Origin of the sequence: Mycobacterium adipatum, assembly GCF_001644575.1 — a bacterium.
Classification (GTDB): Bacteria; Actinomycetota; Actinomycetes; order Mycobacteriales; family Mycobacteriaceae; genus Mycobacterium; species Mycobacterium adipatum.
In genome coordinates this window covers 4377148-4388920 of sequence record NZ_CP015596.1, presented here as the reverse complement: position 1 = coordinate 4388920, position 11773 = coordinate 4377148, and the positions used below count along the sequence as shown (strand labels likewise).

Annotated in this window: 16 protein-coding genes; 11 read left to right on the top strand and 5 right to left on the bottom strand. The window is 64.6% G+C overall.

Annotation, left to right across the window (positions count from 1 at the left end; translation table 11 throughout):
• Nucleotides 1-58 precede the first annotated feature (58 nt).
• From A7U43_RS20875 to A7U43_RS20860, 5 genes are all read left to right on the top strand, one after another.
• Nucleotides 59-673 (top strand): nucleotidyltransferase domain-containing protein, encoded by a 615-nt coding sequence (locus A7U43_RS20875; RefSeq protein WP_067999022.1) that lies wholly within the window; start codon nucleotides 59-61, stop codon nucleotides 671-673.
• 76 nt (nucleotides 674-749) lie between these two features.
• Entirely contained in the window at nucleotides 750-881 is a 132-nt protein-coding gene (locus A7U43_RS30560; RefSeq protein WP_257747535.1) for a hypothetical protein, read from the top strand.
• An 85-nt stretch (nucleotides 882-966) separates the two neighbouring features.
• Nucleotides 967-1329, top strand: a complete 363-nt coding sequence (locus A7U43_RS20870; RefSeq protein WP_068003302.1) for a hypothetical protein — start codon at nucleotides 967-969, stop codon at nucleotides 1327-1329.
• 77 nt (nucleotides 1330-1406) lie between these two features.
• Nucleotides 1407-1571 (top strand): hypothetical protein, encoded by a 165-nt coding sequence (locus A7U43_RS30120; RefSeq protein ID WP_197499883.1) that lies wholly within the window; start codon nucleotides 1407-1409, stop codon nucleotides 1569-1571.
• 58 nt (nucleotides 1572-1629) lie between these two features.
• Nucleotides 1630-1866, top strand: a complete 237-nt coding sequence (locus A7U43_RS20860) for a hypothetical protein (protein WP_067999018.1) — start codon at nucleotides 1630-1632, stop codon at nucleotides 1864-1866.
• Nucleotides 1867-1880: 14 nt separating this feature from the next.
• Here the strand turns inward: A7U43_RS20860 and A7U43_RS20855 are convergent, their stop codons facing one another.
• Nucleotides 1881-2261, bottom strand: a complete 381-nt coding sequence (locus tag A7U43_RS20855; protein ID WP_067999015.1) for a DUF5997 family protein — start codon at nucleotides 2259-2261, stop codon at nucleotides 1881-1883.
• Between the two features lie 29 nt (nucleotides 2262-2290).
• Between A7U43_RS20855 and A7U43_RS20850 the strand changes: the two genes are divergently transcribed.
• The gene (locus tag A7U43_RS20850; protein WP_067999013.1) at nucleotides 2291-2998 is read left to right on the top strand and encodes a LysR family substrate-binding domain-containing protein; all 708 of its coding nucleotides are present in this window, start codon (nucleotides 2291-2293) and stop codon (nucleotides 2996-2998) included.
• A 6-nt stretch (nucleotides 2999-3004) separates the two neighbouring features.
• On the opposite strand, the gene A7U43_RS20845 is transcribed toward A7U43_RS20850, so the two are convergent.
• Nucleotides 3005-3421, bottom strand: coding sequence for a VOC family protein (locus A7U43_RS20845; RefSeq protein WP_067999010.1), 417 nt, complete (start codon nucleotides 3419-3421; stop codon nucleotides 3005-3007).
• Between the two features lie 36 nt (nucleotides 3422-3457).
• The gene (locus tag A7U43_RS20840) at nucleotides 3458-4642 is read right to left on the bottom strand and encodes an NAD(P)/FAD-dependent oxidoreductase (protein ID WP_067999008.1); all 1185 of its coding nucleotides are present in this window, start codon (nucleotides 4640-4642) and stop codon (nucleotides 3458-3460) included.
• Between the two features lie 168 nt (nucleotides 4643-4810).
• On the opposite strand from A7U43_RS20840, the gene A7U43_RS20835 reads away from it, so the two are divergent.
• The 5 genes from A7U43_RS20835 to A7U43_RS20815 all read left to right on the top strand — a co-directional run bounded on the left by A7U43_RS20835 (nucleotide 4811) and on the right by A7U43_RS20815 (nucleotide 9224).
• Nucleotides 4811-5554: a TetR/AcrR family transcriptional regulator gene (locus A7U43_RS20835; protein WP_067999006.1), complete on the top strand. Its 744-nt coding sequence runs from the start codon at nucleotides 4811-4813 to the stop codon at nucleotides 5552-5554.
• Between the two features lie 105 nt (nucleotides 5555-5659).
• Nucleotides 5660-7144, top strand: coding sequence for a flavin-containing monooxygenase (locus A7U43_RS20830; RefSeq protein ID WP_067999004.1), 1485 nt, complete (start codon nucleotides 5660-5662; stop codon nucleotides 7142-7144).
• A 49-nt stretch (nucleotides 7145-7193) separates the two neighbouring features.
• On the top strand, nucleotides 7194-7712 hold the full coding sequence (locus A7U43_RS20825) for a nuclear transport factor 2 family protein (protein WP_156525977.1): 519 nt from the start codon (nucleotides 7194-7196) through the stop codon (nucleotides 7710-7712).
• A gap of 162 nt (nucleotides 7713-7874) precedes the next feature.
• Nucleotides 7875-8837, top strand: a complete 963-nt coding sequence (gene nrdF, locus A7U43_RS20820; RefSeq protein ID WP_067999001.1) for a class 1b ribonucleoside-diphosphate reductase subunit beta — start codon at nucleotides 7875-7877, stop codon at nucleotides 8835-8837.
• Nucleotides 8838-8960: 123 nt separating this feature from the next.
• Nucleotides 8961-9224 (top strand): hypothetical protein, encoded by a 264-nt coding sequence (locus tag A7U43_RS20815; RefSeq protein ID WP_067998999.1) that lies wholly within the window; start codon nucleotides 8961-8963, stop codon nucleotides 9222-9224.
• A gap of 91 nt (nucleotides 9225-9315) precedes the next feature.
• Here the strand turns inward: A7U43_RS20815 and A7U43_RS29240 are convergent, their stop codons facing one another.
• Together A7U43_RS29240 and A7U43_RS29790 are read right to left on the bottom strand one after the other, a co-directional pair.
• Nucleotides 9316-9549, bottom strand: a complete 234-nt coding sequence (locus tag A7U43_RS29240) for a hypothetical protein (protein WP_082902231.1) — start codon at nucleotides 9547-9549, stop codon at nucleotides 9316-9318.
• A 729-nt stretch (nucleotides 9550-10278) separates the two neighbouring features.
• Nucleotides 10279-11454, bottom strand: a complete 1176-nt coding sequence (locus tag A7U43_RS29790) for a hypothetical protein (protein WP_156525976.1) — start codon at nucleotides 11452-11454, stop codon at nucleotides 10279-10281.
• Nucleotides 11455-11773 lie beyond the last annotated feature (319 nt).

Sequence of the window (11773 nt, the reverse complement as noted above, 5' to 3'; positions counted from 1 at the left end):
CCGCGACACGTCACCAGACGCGGATGGGGCCGCACTTTCGGTTTCGGCGGGCAACGACATGACTGAGGACAGGGGAGTCGTGCTGTCCGGTGACGAGATCGACGACCGCTGGGATGCCTGGCACCCGGTCGAGGTTGCCGAGCGGCTCGCACAGGTGCGTGCCCCGTGGTGTGTGGCCGCCGGGTGGGCCCTGGACCTTTTTGTCGGCGAGGTCACCCGCGATCATGACGACACCGAGATCGCCGTGCCGGCTGCAGGATTCGATGAGATCGCCGCGGCACTGCCCGGTTACGCGTGGGATGTGGTGGGCGACGGCAGGATCTGGCCGTACCCGCAACGGCTGCAGGAACACTTTCAGACCTGGCTGCGCGAGCCGGCAACCGGGACCTACCGGCTCGACGTCTTCCGCGAACCCCACCGCGATGACCACTGGCTCTGCCGTCGCGATCGCGCGATCAGCATGCCCTATACCGAGCTGATCCTGCGCACCGATGACGGCATCCCGTACGTCATCCCGGAGGTGGCCCTGCTGTTCAAGGCCAAACACTGCCGAGCGAAGGACGAAGCGGACTTGCGGCGCGTCGTACCGAAACTGAGCCAAGAGCGCCGATTTCGGCTGCGCGGATGGTTGTCGCGCCTCCACCCCGGGCATGCCTGGATCGACGCGCTCTGAGCCTCGGTGGTGACAACGCACTCGCCGCCGTGAACAATCATGGTCGGGGTTCTCGGGCAGCAATGGGGGATGAGCGATGGCCTATGTGGCGGGGCAGTTGGTGTTCTATGCGATCGTCGCGGCGTTGATCGGTGGTGTGGTCTGGGCGGTGATGGTGATGCGCAAGCCGCGTCCACCGCGCGAGGACGACGATATCGACGAATGGTGAGCCCGATTCACGGCGGCGATGCCGCCCGAGAAGGCCTCGGATAACCCGGTCGCACCCACCTCGGCACCGTGTCATGCTCGGGGTCATGCCCGAGATCGGATCCCGGCGCCGGAACCTCCCCGCACCGCCGCACGTGGTGTTCGAGGACCTCACCGTGCCGAACCGCAGCGAGGCTCGGCCGTGGCTGGACCTGCTCGATGACGAGGTGGCGCCCGAGATCGTGGAGTCCCGCGAACCGGAGCATGTGGTGTGGTCCTCGCTGTGGCCGCGGCGGGACGACGCACGGATCACCTTCGAGCTGCCGCCGGGCCGCGCCGGCGGTGGCACCGATCTGCGGTGGACGCTGACGGTCGACGAGCCGGTGCCCGACCAGAGCCTGACCGGGCATATGCGCAAGCGGATCAACACGCTGATCCACGCGAACCTCCGGTACACCTACGGTCAATAGCGTCTGTCGGCACACCGTTTCCGACGCGCGGGCCGGGCCCGTGCTCCTGGGTGGCGCCGGTGCGCGAGAATGTCCGGGTGTCGACCACCGTTGAGGCGATTCTCGTGACCGCGTTGGTCTTCGGGATCGTGGTGGCGATGTTCGTGCTGATCTACGCGTGGGAGAAGTGGGGCAAAGGCTCTCGACTGGAGCAGCGTGTCGACCGGATCTTCGACCGCCTCGGCAATCTGTTCGATCGGTGAGGCCGTCGCTAGATTGGACCTCACGATCGGACAACTCCCAGAGGAAGGCGGGGCAGCCGTGGCGGGCAAGGCGTGGAGAGATCTACCTCCGGCGGGCAAGGCGACGATCATCGCCGTCACCGCACTCGATGCCGGATTGCGCGCCTGGGCGTTGCGCGACCTCGCCGGCCGCGATGCCGCTGAGGTCAACGGTCCGCGATGGCTCTGGAGCGGCGCGTTGGGAATGGTCACATCGGCGGGAGTGCTGCCGGCGGCGTATCTGTTGCGCGGGCGCAAACCCGCTCAACTGTCATAGCCGCACGACCACGCCTAGGGAGTCTTCTCGGCCCGCAGCGCCTTGAGCCGGCGCTCCTCGGTCAGCACGCTTTGGAAACTCTCGCGTTCGGCGACCAGCCAGTCCGGCATCTCGTCGAGCAGCGCGGTGATCTGCTCGGTGGTCAGTGCCTCGGTGACGCCGCCGCGGGCCAGGCCGGCGATGGATACGCCCAGCTTAGCCGCGACCAGGTTCTTCGGGTGCGGTCCGTTCTTGCGGAGGTCCTTGAGCCACTGCGGCGGGTCCTCCTGCAAGGCGGCGAGTTCGGCGCGGGTGATCGCGTTCTGCTGGAACTCCGCAGGCGTCGCGGGAAGGTAGACGTCCAGCTTCTTCGCCGCGGTGGCGGGTTTCATGGACTGCGCGTTCGGCCTGCTCATACGGGTGAGCCTATCGGTAGCCTGATGCGGTGCCCCAGTCCTCGCTCACCCTCGGCTACGTCCCAGGTGGGACGCCCGCCAAGTGGGCGCGGATCTGGGCGGAACGCCACCCTGCAACCCCGCTGACGCTTCAGCCCGTCGATGCGGCCGACGCGGCCGAGGCGGTGCGGACCGGCGCCGTCGACCTGGCCGTGCTGCGTTTACCGATCGACACGACGGGGCTGGCGACCATTGCGCTCTACGACGAGGTGACGGTCGCGGTGGTGCCGGTCGACCACGTGCTGACCGCGGCCGAGGAACTCACCGCCGCCGACCTCGAAGGTGAGCCGGTGTTGCGTCCCATCGATGACGTCGTCACCTGGACGGCCGGGGCGACTGTTCAGCACCGGCCCGAAACCACCCAGGGGGCAACAGAACTCGTCGCAGCGGGGATGGGTGTGTTGATCGTTCCGCAATCACTGGCGCGCCTGCACCACCGCAAGGACCTCACCTATCGCCGCATCGGCGACGCCCCGACCTGCGCGGTGGCACTGGCGTTCCCGGACGGGCCGCAGTCCGAACTCGTCGAGGAATTCATCGGCATCGTGCGCGGCCGCAAGTCCAGTTCGTCGCGGGGGCAGGCCGCACCGGCCCCCAAGCGCAGCGCACGGGAGAAGACGATGGCCAAGCAGGCCGCCCGCGCCGCGGCGGGCAAGGTGGCCAGCATTCCCGGCAAGCCCAAGCGCGGCCGGCGCTGAGGTGCGTCAGATCGTCAGTGTGCCATCGGGATTGATGGTCCACTCCGGGTTGAGCGCAACCTCCCAGACGTGGCCGTCGGGGTCCGCGAAGTACCCCGAGTAGCCGCCCCAGAACACCCGCTCGGCGGGTTTGAGGATGGTGGCGCCCGCCGCTTCGGCCTGCGCCAGCACCGCATCCACATCGGCTTCGGTGCGCTGGTTGATGGCGATGGTGATCCCGCTGAACCGGCCGTCGACCGGGTGGCGGGCATCCTCGGCGAGATCCTCGCGGCCGAACAACCCGAGGGCGATGCCCGGGAGCTGATAGAAGACGACTCGCTCCAGGGCTGCCTTGGGTTCCCAGCCCAGGCCCTGCTCATAGAACGTGCGGGCCCGCTGAAGGTCGTCGACACCGAGGGTGATCAGACTGACGCGTTGCTCCATGGGCCGGAGGTTACCCAGGGCCCCCGACACGTGTGCTCACTTGACCTTGTGCTGCGGCCCCTGTGCCTTCTTGTACAGCGCCTTGAGCATGCGGTCGCGGAACGCGGCGTTGTCGATCAGCTTGATCCCGGCGTCGGCGACCTTCGGGTAGCCGATCAGCTTGTGCATGTAGCGACCGCGGCGGTATTCCTTGCCCCAGGCCGCTTCCATGCGCTGCGCGTAGTTGGTGAAATCGTCGGGTCCGCCGTTCTGCAGCGCTGCCACCGCGCATTCGCCGGCCGCCAGCCCCGACTCGAGGGCCTTGGAGATCCCCGCCCCGGAGGCCGGCTTCCCTGCACCCAGCGAATCACCGGTGAACAGCACGCCCGGGCGCCACGGCGGCCACGCGGTGAAGCCCATCGGCAATCGCCAGGCCCGCACGCTCTTGTTCTTCTTGAGCTCTTCGATCGGGGGTGCTTCCCACTCGGCGGGCAGGGTGCGCAAAAAGTCGCCGAGGAACTGGGTGGCATTGATCGCCTGCCAGTTCTTGTAGCTGTTCACATAGCCCAACCCGATGTTGAACACGTTGTTGCCCATCGGGAACACCCAGCCGTATCCGGGCAGCTGATCGCCCTGGAAGAGCAGCTTCAGATAGATGTCGAGGCTGTCGTTGTCGGGCCGGTTGAGGTGCATCTCCGAGCGGATCGCGATGGCGGAGTACCCGTTGTATTCCGAGTCGACCTTCAGCGCGCGCTTGATGGGGGAGTAGGCGCCGTCGGCGGCGATGACGGCGTCCCCGAAGATCTTCTCGCCGCTCTTGAGCACCACACCGACCACCCGCCCGCTGGCGTCGAACTCGGGGCCGGCGACCTCGGCACCCTGGCGCACCTGTGCGCCGGCGGATTCGGCGTGCTTGAGCAGCACCGTGTCGAGGTGCTCGCGGGCCACGGTGTGGCCGTGATCGGGCATTCCGGGGCGGCGCGGGAACGACAGCTCCCAGGCGCTCGGGCTGTACACGGTCACCTTGTTCACGCGGTGATAGGTGGCCACCTCGTCGGCCAGGCCCATCTTCTGCAGGTAGCTCACGGCGCGGGCGGTCAAGCCGTCGCCGCACGGCTTTGATCGGGGGAACTCGGCCTTGTCCAGGACGATCACTCGTGCGCCGGTCTGCGCGGCCTGCCATGCGGCGGCCGAACCGGAGGGGCCCCCGCCCGCAATCACTACGTCGTATCGGGCAGTCATTGTCTCGTCTCGATGAGGTGGGCTGTGACCTTTGGATGCTACCGAAGCAACGTGCCGGTCGCCGGTCGGCGGAATCTCAGGCGCAGGGTTACCCAGCGATCGCACGGGTCAAACCACCGCACCGGCCGGTGTTCTGACCAGGTCAGCGCCGCCCGGTACAGTGAGCAGGTGCGCAGACCCTCGCTTCCGCTGCCGGGACAACCCGGCGTGAAGGTCGATGCGCGCAGCGAACGTTGGCGCGAGCACCGCAAGAAGGTGCGCGCCGAGATCGTCGAGGCTGCCTTCCGTGCTATCGACCGCCTCGGCCCCAATGTGAGCGTGCGTGAGATCGCCGAGGAGGCGGGCACCGCCAAACCGAAGATCTACCGCCACTTCACCGATAAGTCCGACATGTTCGCCCAGATCGGCGAGCGCATGCGAGACATGTTGTGGGCGGCGGTGATTCCGTCGATCGATATCGAGTCCGACTCGGCGCGCCAGGTGATCGGTCGCGCCGTCGAGCACTATGTCGACCTGGTGGACCAACATCCCAACGTGGTGCGGTTCCTGCTGCAGGGCCGGTTCGCCGATCAGTCCGCGGCCGCCATGACGACGGTCAACCGGGGGCGTGACATCACGCTGGCGATCGCCGAGATGGTCAGCGGTGAACTCAGTGAGATGGATCTCAATCCTGCCGTCTTCGAGCTGGCCGCCTTCGCCCTGTTCGGCACCGCGGCCTCGGCCACCGACTGGTGGCTCGGCGGCGACGACGACAGCGCGCGCCGGATGCCCGCCGAGGAATTCGTCGCTCATATGACGACCATCATGATGGGGGCGGTCAACGGCACCGCCGAGCTGATGGGTGTCCAGATCGACCCGGACCAGCCCGTGCACAACGCGGTGCGCCGCCAGGAGCCCGCACCCCAACCCTGACCGGAGCGCCGTTCCTGCCCGCGCGGCGGCGTTGACACGTGCTCTCCCGTGCCGGAACACTGTGAAGTATCCGGTACCGCCGTTCCCAGGAAAGGCTTCGACGTCATGCCTGCCATCACCACCCGCGCGCTGATCATCGGTTCCGGTTTCTCCGGGCTCGGGATGGCCATTGCGCTCAAGAAACAAGGCGTCGACTTCCTGATCCTGGAGAAGGCCGAGGAGATCGGCGGGACCTGGCGCGACAACACCTACCCGGGCTGCGCGTGCGATATCCCGTCACACATGTACTCGTTCTCCTTCGAGCCGAAGGCGGACTGGACCCACATGTGGTCCTTTCAGCCGGAGATCTTCGACTACCTCAAGGGCGTCGCCGACAAGCACGACCTGCGCCGCAGCATCCGCTTCGGCGCCCATGTCGAGCGCGCGCAGTGGTATGAGGACGAGGCACGCTGGCATGTCTTCGACGCCACCGGGCAGGAGTACATCGCCCAGTTCCTGGTTTCCGGTGCCGGCGGACTGCATATCCCGCTGATCCCCGAGATTCCCGGTGTCGACGACTTCGGCGGTACGGCTTTTCATTCCGCGCAGTGGGATCACAGCGTCGACATCCGGGGCAAGCGGGTCGCGGTGATCGGAACCGGAGCCAGCGCCATCCAGATCGTGCCCGCCATCATCGATGACGTCGCCGAACTGCAGCTCTACCAACGCACCCCGGCCTGGGTGATGCCGCGTCCCAACAATGCCTTCCCGCAGTGGATGCGCACGGTGTTCGTCACGGTGCCCGGTGTCCGGGCGCTGTTGCGGGCCGGCATCTACTGGATCCACGAAGGTGTCGGCTTTGCCATGACCAGGCAGCCGCGTCTGCTCAAAATCGGTGAGCTGATGGGGAAATGGAACATCAACCGCAGCATCAAAGACCCCGAGCTGCGACGTAAGCTGACTCCGCACTACCGCGCCGGTTGCAAGCGAATCCTCAACTCCGACACCTACTATCGCGCGATCGCGAATCCGAAGACCACGGTGATCACCGAGCGGATCGACCGGATCACCCCGGGCGGGGTCCTCACCGCCGACGGTGTCGAGCATCCGGTCGATGTACTGGTGTGGGCGACGGGTTTCCACGTCACCGACTCCTACACGTACGTCGATATCACGGGCGTGGGCGGCGAGGACCTGGTGGACCGCTGGAACGCCGAGGGAATGGCCGCGCACCGCGGTATCACCGTCGCCGGGATGCCGAACCTGTTCTTCCTGCTGGGCCCGAACACGGCGCTGGGGCACAACTCGGTGGTGTTCATGATCGAGTCCCAGATCCGCTACGCCGCGCAGGCCATCGCCGCGGTGGACGCGGCCGGAGCGGCCGCGCTCGCGCCGAGCCGTCGTGCTCAGGACGAATTCAACGCCGAGTTGCAGCGTGATCTGGCCGGCACGGTGTTCAGTACCGGAGGGTGCCAGAGCTGGTACATGGACGCCCACGGCGCCAACCGCACCCTGTGGAGCGGGATGACCTGGCAATACTGGTTGGCCACGCGCACGTTCAAGCCGTCGGAGTACGTGTTCACCCCGCAGCCGGAGATGGCGCGTTCCTAGGGGAATCGCGGCCTCCCAGACCGTTGCGGGTGCTCCTAGCGTGGGGGCCATGACGATGATTGCCCGTTTCCCGCTGTGGCTGATCGGCGTGCTCGCGGCCACCGCGATGCTCGGATGCAGTAGCAACGCCGACGTCTCGGGCCGTGACGGCCAGCAGCAGCGCAACGCCGACCTGGTGCGCGACGCCTTCGCCCGGGGTGTCGGCGACGAGGACAGCTTCTATGCGATCCTGGCCGACGATGTGCAGTGGACGGTGGCGCGTGCCACGGAGCCGGCCACCTACACCAGCCGTGCCGAATTCCTGCGTGCCGGTGCCGGTCCCATCGTGACCCGGCTGACCGGCCCGATCCAGGCCGAAGTTCGTGAGTTGATCACCGAAGGTGATGTGGTGGTGGCCCGGTGGCGAGGCACGGCCACCGCGCTCGACGGTCTGCCCTATGTCAACGACTACGCCTGGGTGATGACGATGCGCGACGAGCGGGTGGTGCGCGTGACGGCGTATCTGGACCTGGTGGCGCTCGGTGACCTGCTGAATCGCGTGGCTCCCGCACCCGACGCGCGCCCATGATCTTTCACCGCAAGCAGCCCTGCGCCGCGACACGCCAAAACACAACATCTCGTACAGCTCGGTGATGTCGCACACCAGTTGTAGTGTTGGAGTCGCCACGGGATACATCCGGGCGAATGCACAAACAGCCAGGTGAAATGGGGTTCCAAGGTGTCCGATGGAATGAAGCTGATCGACCGCGTCTCGGCCATCAACTGGAACCGTCTTCAGGACGACAAAGATGCCGAGGTGTGGGAGCGGCTGACGGGCAACTTCTGGCTGCCCGAGAAGGTGCCGGTGTCCAACGACATCCCGTCCTGGGGCACCCTGAACGAGCACGAGAAGCAGCTCACCATGCGGGTGTTCACCGGCCTGACCCTGCTGGACACCATCCAGGGCACCGTCGGTGCGGTCAGCCTGATCCCCGACGCGCTGACCCCGCACGAGGAAGCCGTCTACACCAACATCGCGTTCATGGAGTCGGTGCACGCCAAGAGCTACAGCAACATCTTCTCCACGCTGTGCTCCACGGCCGAGATCGACGAGGCCTTCCGCTGGTCGGAGGAGAACCCGAACCTGCAGCGCAAGGCGCAGATCGTGATGGACTTCTACAAGGGTGACGACCCGCTCAAGCGCAAGGTGGCCTCCACGCTGCTGGAGAGCTTCCTGTTCTACTCCGGCTTCTACCTGCCGATGTACTGGTCCAGCCGCGCCAAGCTGACCAACACCGCCGACATGATCCGGCTGATCATCCGCGACGAGGCCGTGCACGGCTACTACATCGGCTACAAGTTCCAGAAGGGCCTGGCGCTGGTCGACGACGCCCGTAAGCAGGAGCTCAAGGACTACACCTACGAGCTGCTCTTCGAGCTCTACGACAACGAGGTCGAATACACCCAGGACCTCTACGACGGGGTCGGCCTGTCCGAGGACGTCAAGAAGTTCCTGCGCTACAACGCCAACAAGGCCCTGATGAATCTCGGGTATGAGGCGTTGTTCCCCAAGGACGAGACCGACGTCAACCCGGCGATCCTGTCCGCGCTGAGCCCCAACGCCGACGAGAATCACGACTTCTTCTCCGGCTCGGGCTCCAGCTACGTGATCGGCAAGGCCGTGGTCACCGAGGACGAGGACTGGGACTTCTAAAGTGCCTGTTCAGCGCAATATTTGAGCGGAGGGTGGACTGGAAACGGTCCGCCCTCTTGCTAGCTTTCGCAACCTCGTGCGGAGCTTCTGCCCACATTTCTCTACGCTGGCGGCACGGCAGTCGTGGCGGCTTACGAGACCAAGCAGGGCAAGCGGTACCGGACCCCGGACAACCGGCAGACCGATAAGCGCGGGTTTCGGACAAAGCGCGACGCCGAACGGTTCGCCAACACGGTCGAGGTCTCCAAGATGCGGGGCGAGTACGTCAATCCGTCCGACGCCCGTACCACCGTGGACGGCCTCGGCACGGCCTGGCTCGAGCGCCAGAAGGGCCATCTGAAGCCGTCAGGCTATGCAGTGATGGAGACGACGTGGCGGGTGCGATAGGCGGGGCCGCTGCCCTCATACCGCAAGCGGTTCAGTTGATTCGGCGTCGTCCGCAGGTAGTCGGCCACCTCGCGGGCTGTGGCCAGGCCGGTCACAGGGAATCCCCGGCGCGCAGCATCTCCGCAATGTGGTTGCGCTGCTCCTCGTTCAGGGCGGGTTCGCCAGCCAGCACCTTGAGGATGTCGGCTTCCAGCTTGAGGGCGCGCATGTTGCGGCGTGCCGCTACTAGATCGGGGTCGTCCGGGGCGCGATTGGGCCGAGATGACATTCCAGCCACACGGGCGCGTTCCCGCTGCCACGTGGTGGTCTTTTCGGAGTAAGACATGGGGTCTCCAGGAACAACCAGCCACGTACGAGCACGCAGACCAGCGCTGCAGGCCTTACGACGGTGATAGCGGCCTGCAGCGGCTCCTACAGCGAGTCCCGATTCGACTTCAAGCCTCCGGACTAGGTCATCTCCAGGCGATCACGACTTCAGCTCTAGCTGGATCTCGCTAACGCAATTGCAAGCTCTGCATCGCCGACGTCGACCAGCTACGCACACGCGCAATAAAATCAGTGTTTGGGTCCCGGCGCTCTGAGTCGGCTCGGGCTGCGGCAAAATCCCGCCGCAAAACTTCGAGAGCTGATCGGTCACCCGGAGGCGCAAGCTCCGACCTCCGGCAACTGAACTGAGTGTTCTCGAGGTCGGTCTCGAGGGTACGCCAGTCGCCCAACCTCTGGTCACGTTGCAAGGGAGCCACTAGATAGCCAAGCTCGAGGGCATCGGTTGCTCGTCGTAACGTGACAACAGAAGCGAAACACTCACTCCGGCCTTGCTGTATCCGATTATCGTGGTCGATCCTATTCGGAACATAGACTCCAGCCAGCACCACACTCACTACGGCAACGATCAGCGCGGCGAGTTCAAGCTCGGGCCCTGCCAGGTTGGACAGCTTAAACCTAACAGCGCGAAGGATTAACCAGCTGATGACGAACAGCGCTGCCGCCAGCACCACTGCCGCGAGCGATTGTAGGATTGTAGTGCAAACGATTTCTTCCACTTTAGTCTCGGCTACTTTTGGTTAGGGCCTAGGACGGTTAACAATAAGGGTCCGCCGCTCTTTGAGCCGTCCGCCGTGTCTGCGCGGATTATGATATCGGGAACCAGCCAGAGCGCGCCGTCTTCACCAAAATCATGAGCGTATTCATCGGAAAGCGTTTCGCTGTCGCAGAGTTCCAGTTCGAATTTAAGGTATACAGTGCCGCCCGGAAGATAATCGCCCATGTTGATGGATTTATCAAATTCGACCGGCTCGGGTAAAGGAGTCCAAGCATTCTGCGAGTTACTGTTAGACATAGCAGCGGACGTTTCTTTGAGTTGCACGCAGCGGGGAAGTGACCCAATTATAAGGCGCACGTTGTCCTGCCGGACGCTGCCGGTGTTCTCGTATCTGGCCGTGACGACGATGCGATCGCTCGGTTTAAGATTTGCATCCTTCACGCGTTCGACCTGATTCGCGTGCGAAAGCCAGGTGTCGATCACGAAGTCTGCTTGCACTGCAATGAAGTCAACGGTCACCCACCCCTCACATCGACTCGAACCGTCCAGGCGCCCATCGAGGGCATCGCAACCTACTAACGCACCCTCCTCGCTCGTTAGGGCAAGAACGTCTAGCTGGTGGCCATTCACGCTGCCTTGACTATAGATTCGTGCAGAATCGGGCATATAGCGGAGCGCAACTGCGTCATCACGACTTGGAAGGGTTAGTACAGCTGAATCCCATATCCTTCTAGGCGCTGCGTTGCTCGCACTAACAAATCCATTCAAACGACCGGAGCCCTTTATAGTTGATGGTAGCGCGAACTGTACCCGTGTATTTTCACTGACCAGGTTCAGGCTGGGCATAGCGTCCATCGAGAAAAACAGCGCGGCCCGATAACGGTGGCCAGGTTTGATGCTGACGTTGTCAGCGAACTTCGAGTTTGGACTTTCGAGTGACATTACAGAAAAGAAGTTCCGCTCATCGCCTGCAGTCGGGTTGTCCACGATCGAATTAAGCGTAATGAACGTCGAGGGATAATCGATTGTGAAGGTTGGCCTTGGTGGACCCCAGCCGCCTTTGGCGCTGTAGCCCTCTGCCGAGTCGGGGTCTGAAGCCGCTACACCCGGCGGATCGCTAGGAATCGTATGCGCTTGATCGCCTGCGGTGCCGAGGGTTATTGCGGCGATAAGGAGTGCAGCACACACGATTGCTCCCGCACAACGCGCAGCGCTTTGTTTGTGCCCCACGGCCCCCCGATCATCGTTAGCAGCGGGGCAAACTTTACTGCCCCGCCTGCCATAGGCTGAGCCAAGGCGACAGCGAGTTCGTCGTGCAAAGATATGCCTGCCTGGCAGGAAGCATGGTCCGTTCGACGTTGATCCGTCCGGGGCGGCTCAGGCGCTGAACTGCTCCGCCCGCCTGGACGCATAAGAGCGCGTACTGGAAGCAAGCGTGGGAGAGCGTTCACCGCGATGGATCTGTCAGTTTGGCAGTGGCCATTGGAGCGCACCCGTCCGGTCCGTC